Origin of the sequence: Aureibaculum luteum, from assembly GCF_003449015.1 — a bacterium.
GTDB classification, from domain to species: Bacteria; Bacteroidota; Bacteroidia; order Flavobacteriales; family Flavobacteriaceae; genus Aureibaculum; species Aureibaculum luteum.
This window is the reverse complement of the sequence record NZ_QRGD01000019.1, coordinates 1-5,760: the sequence shown is the minus strand read 5'-3', so window position 1 is coordinate 5,760 and position 5,760 is coordinate 1. Positions and strand designations below refer to the sequence as shown.

2 tRNA genes and 3 rRNA genes are annotated in these 5,760 nt (G+C 43.9%); all 5 read left to right on the top strand.

Going from position 1 to position 5,760, the window contains the following annotated elements:
• The first annotated feature begins 339 nt into the window (after positions 1–339).
• The 5 genes from D3P13_RS21545 (at position 340) to rrf (ending at position 5,719) form a co-directional block, all read left to right on the top strand.
• Positions 340–1,861: ribosomal RNA gene (locus D3P13_RS21545) — 16S ribosomal RNA — on the top strand.
• Between the two features lie 176 nt (positions 1,862–2,037).
• Positions 2,038–2,111: transfer RNA gene (locus D3P13_RS21540), tRNA-Ile, on the top strand.
• Between the two features lie 153 nt (positions 2,112–2,264).
• Positions 2,265–2,338: transfer RNA gene (locus D3P13_RS21535), tRNA-Ala, on the top strand.
• A gap of 243 nt (positions 2,339–2,581) precedes the next feature.
• Positions 2,582–5,464 (top strand): 23S ribosomal RNA (locus D3P13_RS21530).
• A 145-nt stretch (positions 5,465–5,609) separates the two neighbouring features.
• Positions 5,610–5,719 (top strand): 5S ribosomal RNA (gene rrf / locus D3P13_RS21525).
• The 16S, 23S and 5S rRNA genes sit together here with 2 tRNA genes alongside, the layout of an rRNA operon.
• The last annotated feature ends 41 nt before the right edge of the window (positions 5,720–5,760 follow it).

Sequence of the window (5,760 nt, the reverse complement as noted above, 5' to 3'; positions counted from 1 at the left end):
GTGTTGAAAAAAAATAAAATAAAAATTTAATTTTTTTCTTGCAGGTTTAAAAAAAGGTTTTATATTTGCATCCGCTTAGAGAAACAGAGATAAGTTGAAATAGTGATTTGGAGATTTAATAGAGGTTCGATTCCTTTACACAGACAAGATAATGCCTGATATAGATTGGGTATTTTTTTTCGAAAATATTTAAATATTGCTTCGAAAAGTTCATTGAAAATATTGAAAATTGACAGCGTAAAAATAGAGTAAGATTACATTTGATTGTTCTTTTATTAGGACAATTAATTGATTAATTTTTTTGAGAAACTTTTCGTTTTAAAGAGATTTAAAATTTATACGATGGAGAGTTTGATCCTGGCTCAGGATGAACGCTAGCGGCAGGCTTAACACATGCAAGTCGAGGGGTAACAGAGGTAGCTTGCTACTTGCTGACGACCGGCGCACGGGTGAGTAACGCGTATACAATTTGCCTTATACTGGAGAATAACCAAGAGAAATTTTGACTAATACTCCATAGTATTATAGATTGGCATCAATTTATAATTAAAGATTTATTGGTATAAGATGAGTATGCGTCCTATTAGTTAGATGGTAAGGTAACGGCTTACCATGACTATGATAGGTAGGGGTCCTGAGAGGGAGATCCCCCACACTGGTACTGAGACACGGACCAGACTCCTACGGGAGGCAGCAGTGAGGAATATTGGACAATGGAGGCAACTCTGATCCAGCCATGCCGCGTGCAGGAAGACGGCCCTATGGGTTGTAAACTGCTTTTATACAGGAAGAAACGCATCTACGTGTAGGTGTTTGACGGTACTGTACGAATAAGCACCGGCTAACTCCGTGCCAGCAGCCGCGGTAATACGGAGGGTGCAAGCGTTATCCGGAATCATTGGGTTTAAAGGGTCCGTAGGCGGACAATTAAGTCAGAGGTGAAATCCCACAGCTCAACTGTGGAACTGCCTTTGATACTGGTTGTCTTGAATTTTAGTGAAGTAGATAGAATATGTAGTGTAGCGGTGAAATGCATAGATATTACATAGAATACCGATTGCGAAGGCAGTCTACTAACTAACAATTGACGCTAATGGACGAAAGCGTGGGGAGCGAACAGGATTAGATACCCTGGTAGTCCACGCCGTAAACGATGGATACTAGTTGTTGGGGTTTACCTCAGTGACTAAGCGAAAGTGATAAGTATCCCACCTGGGGAGTACGTTCGCAAGGATGAAACTCAAAGGAATTGACGGGGGCCCGCACAAGCGGTGGAGCATGTGGTTTAATTCGATGATACGCGAGGAACCTTACCAGGGCTTAAATGTAAGTTGCATTAGCTAGAGATAGTTATTTCTTCGGACCACTTACAAGGTGCTGCATGGTTGTCGTCAGCTCGTGCCGTGAGGTGTCAGGTTAAGTCCTATAACGAGCGCAACCCCTATCGTTAGTTGCTAACAGGTCATGCTGAGGACTCTAATGAGACTGCCGGTGCAAACCGAGAGGAAGGTGGGGATGACGTCAAATCATCACGGCCCTTACGTCCTGGGCTACACACGTGCTACAATGGTAAGGACAGAGAGCAGCCAACTGGTGACAGTGAGCGAATCTATAAACCTTATCGCAGTTCGGATCGGAGTCTGCAACTCGACTCCGTGAAGCTGGAATCGCTAGTAATCGCATATCAGCCATGATGCGGTGAATACGTTCCCGGGCCTTGTACACACCGCCCGTCAAGCCATGGAAGCTGGGAGTACCTGAAGTCGGTGACCGCAAGGAGCTGCCTAGGGTAAAACTGGTAACTGGGGCTAAGTCGTAACAAGGTAGCCGTACCGGAAGGTGCGGCTGGAACACCTCCTTTCTAGAGCTTGTTTGTGAAGTTTCGACAACACATTCAACGAAGAAACGGAAGTTTTGTTAACGAAAGATTATAATGTTACTTCTATTGCTGTCAATTTTTTTTAAATAATAAAGTCTTAAGATTTAGTTAGTAGGAAAGCACTGCCAACTGAATACTGAATACTGCGGACTGTATAAAGTCTCGTAGCTCAGCTGGTTAGAGCGCTACACTGATAATGTAGAGGTCGGCAGTTCGAGTCTGCCCGAGACTACAAATCATGTGAAAACATGGTAATTAAAGAATTAAAGAGTTCTGAAAAGAATTTTTTAAACGTTCATTACATATTGAAGGAAATTTTAGAAGTTGAGATACCTTAATTTTTGTTGAAATTTGGAAATTGATTTTTTAAAATTTCATTAATTATGGGGGATTAGCTCAGCTGGCTAGAGCGCCTGCCTTGCACGCAGGAGGTCATCGGTTCGACTCCGATATTCTCCACTATTCAGTATATAGTTTTAACTATAATCTGAAAAATGTTCATTGACATATTGAAATAATGATATCGTAAATCATAATAAGCTAGTTTTTATAGTAATACTTAGGTATTATTATAATTACAGATAGAATTAAAATTAAGGCTGTAATTTATTGAAATATATAAATTACACATTATAAGAATACTCTGATTTATCAGAGTTATTGCACTGAGTTTACTTGGTGTAATAAAAAGAGCAAAAAGTACAATAAGCTAAATAAGGGCGTATGGAGGATGCCTAGGCTCTCAGAGACGAAGAAGGACGTGATAAGCTGCGAAAAGCTACGGGGATTGGCACATACAAATTGATCCGTAGATATCCGAATGGGGCAACCCGGCATGTTGAAGACATGTCATCCAGCAATGGAGGTAAACCCGGAGAACTGAAACATCTAAGTACCCGGAGGAAGAGAAAACAATAGTGATTCCGTTAGTAGTGGCGAGCGAACGCGGATTAGCCCAAACCTATTTTGTTACGGCAAGATAGGGGTTGTAGGACTACAATATTTAATGCTAATAGAATTAGAACACTTTGGAAAGAGTGACCATAGAGGGTGATAGTCCCGTATAAGTAATAGAAGTTATTGATAGTAGTATCCTGAGTAGTGCGGGGCACGTGAAACCCTGTATGAATCAAGCGGGACCATCCGCTAAGGCTAAATACTCCTGAGAGACCGATAGTGAACTAGTACCGTGAGGGAAAGGTGAAAAGAACCCTAAATAAGGGAGTGAAATAGATCCTGAAACCGTACGCCTACAAGCGGTCGGAGCAACTTCGTGTTGTGACGGCGTGCCTTTTGCATAATGAGCCTACGAGTTACTGTTGTTAGCAAGGTTAAATGTTTAAGACATGGAGCCGTAGCGAAAGCGAGTCTGAATAGGGCGACATAGTTAGCAGTAGTAGACGCGAAACCGAGTGATCTACCCATGGGCAGGTTGAAGCTGTGGTAACACATAGTGGAGGACCGAACCAGTTGACGTTGAAAAGTCTTTGGATGACCTGTGGGTAGGGGTGAAAGGCCAATCAAACTCGGAAATAGCTCGTACTCCCCGAAATGCATTTAGGTGCAGCGTTGAGCATAGTTTTATAGAGGTAGAGCTACTGATTGGATGCGGGGGCTTCACCGCCTACCAATTCCTGACAAACTCCGAATGCTATAAAATGATTCTCAGCAGTGAGGGCATGGGTGCTAAGGTCCATGTCCGAGAGGGAAAGAACCCAGACCATCAGCTAAGGTCCCAAAATATATACTAAGTTGAACTAACGAGGTTCGATTGCACAGACAGCTAGGATGTTGGCTTGGAAGCAGCCATTCATTTAAAGAGTGCGTAACAGCTCACTAGTCGAGCGATCGAGCATGGATAATAATCGGGCATAAGTATATTACCGAAGCTATGGCTTCTATACACGAGTATAGAGGGGTAGGGGAGCATTGTAACAGGGTTGAAGGTGTACCGTAAGGTATGCTGGACTGGTTACAAAAGAAAATGTAGGCATAAGTAACGATAATGCGGGTGAGAAACCCGCACACCGAAAGACTAAGGTTTCCTCAGCTATGCTAATCAGCTGAGGGTTAGTCGGGACCTAACGCGAACCCGAAAGGGGTAGTGGATGGACAACAGATTAATATTTCTGTACTACTTTATATTGCGATGGGGTGACGGAGTAATGACAGCACCGCGAACTGACAGAATAGTTCGTTAAACTGAATAGGTATAGGTTTGATAGTTAAATGCGTCAGACTTGCTGAATCAGGATAGTACCACAAAGCTTCGGCAGCGTGGATAGTGTGTGTAAAGGCTTCCAAGAAAAACCTCTAAGCTATAGATATAAAGTACTCGTACCGTAAACCGACACAGGTAGTTGGGAAGAGAATTCTAAGGTGCTCGAGAGATTCATGGCTAAGGAACTAGGCAAAATAGACTCGTAACTTCGGGAGAAGAGTCGCCCCCCTTTACGGGGGGGCCGCAGAGAAATGATCCAGGCGACTGTTTATCAAAAACACAGGGCTATGCTAAATCGAAAGATGATGTATATGGCCTGACACCTGCCCGGTGCTGGAAGGTTAAGTGGAGTTGTTATCTTCGGAGAAGCAATGAAATGAAGCCCCAGTAAACGGCGGCCGTAACTATAACGGTCCTAAGGTAGCGAAATTCCTTGTCGGGTAAGTTCCGACCTGCACGAATGGTGCAACGATCTGGATACTGTCTCAGCCATGAGCTCGGTGAAATTGTAGTATCGGTGAAGATGCCGATTACCCGCTACGGGACGAAAAGACCCCGTGAACCTTTACTATAGCTTAGTATTGACTTTGGATAAGTAATGTGTAGGATAGGTGGGAGACTTCGAAGCGGCGTCGCTAGGCGTTGTGGAGTCACCGTTGAAATACCACCCTTTGCTTATTCGAAGCCTAACCCAGTGATGGGGACAGTGCTTGGTGGGTAGTTTGACTGGGGTGGTCGCCTCCAAAAGAGTAACGGAGGCTTCTAAAGGTACCCTCAGCACGCTTGGTAACCGTGCGTAGAGTGCAATGGCATAAGGGTGCTTGACTGCGAGACTGACAAGTCGATCAGGTTGGAAACAAGAGCATAGTGATCCGGTGGTTCCGTATGGAAGGGCCATCGCTCAAAGGATAAAAGGTACTCCGGGGATAACAGGCTGATCTCCCCCAAGAGCTCATATCGACGGGGGGGTTTGGCACCTCGATGTCGGCTCGTCACATCCTGGGGCTGGAGAAGGTCCCAAGGGTTGGGCTGTTCGCCCATTAAAGTGGCACGCGAGCTGGGTTCAGAACGTCGTGAGACAGTTCGGTCTCTATCTGTAGCGGGCGTTAGAAATTTGCGTGGATCTGATTCTAGTACGAGAGGACCGAATTGGACTGACCTCTGGTGTACCAGTTGTTCCGCTAGGAGCACTGCTGGGTAGCTACGTCGGGAAGGGATAAGCGCTGAAAGCATATAAGCGCGAAACCCACCACTAGATGAGATTTCTTTAAAGGGTCGTGGAAGATTACCACGTTGATAGGCTATAGGTGTAAAGGCAGTAATGTCATAGCCGAGTAGTACTAATAACCCATAGGCTTATGTACGCTTACTCCCTGTTGGGCAACTAACAGGGAGTGAAAACTCTTTTTTTTTATAAAAAAGCTGTTTTTAATTTAATTACGATTTACTATATCATTATTTTTTATATGTCAACTCTTACAGTTTTGATAACTCAGAACTGAAACAGTTTAAGGTGATTATAACGATAGGGCTCACCTCTTTCCATCCCGAACAGAGAAGTTAAGCCTATCAGTGCAGATGGTACTGCCACTAGGTGGGAGAGTATGTCGTCGCCTTTCTTTTAAACCTTCATTATTAATTTAATGAAGGTTTTTTTATG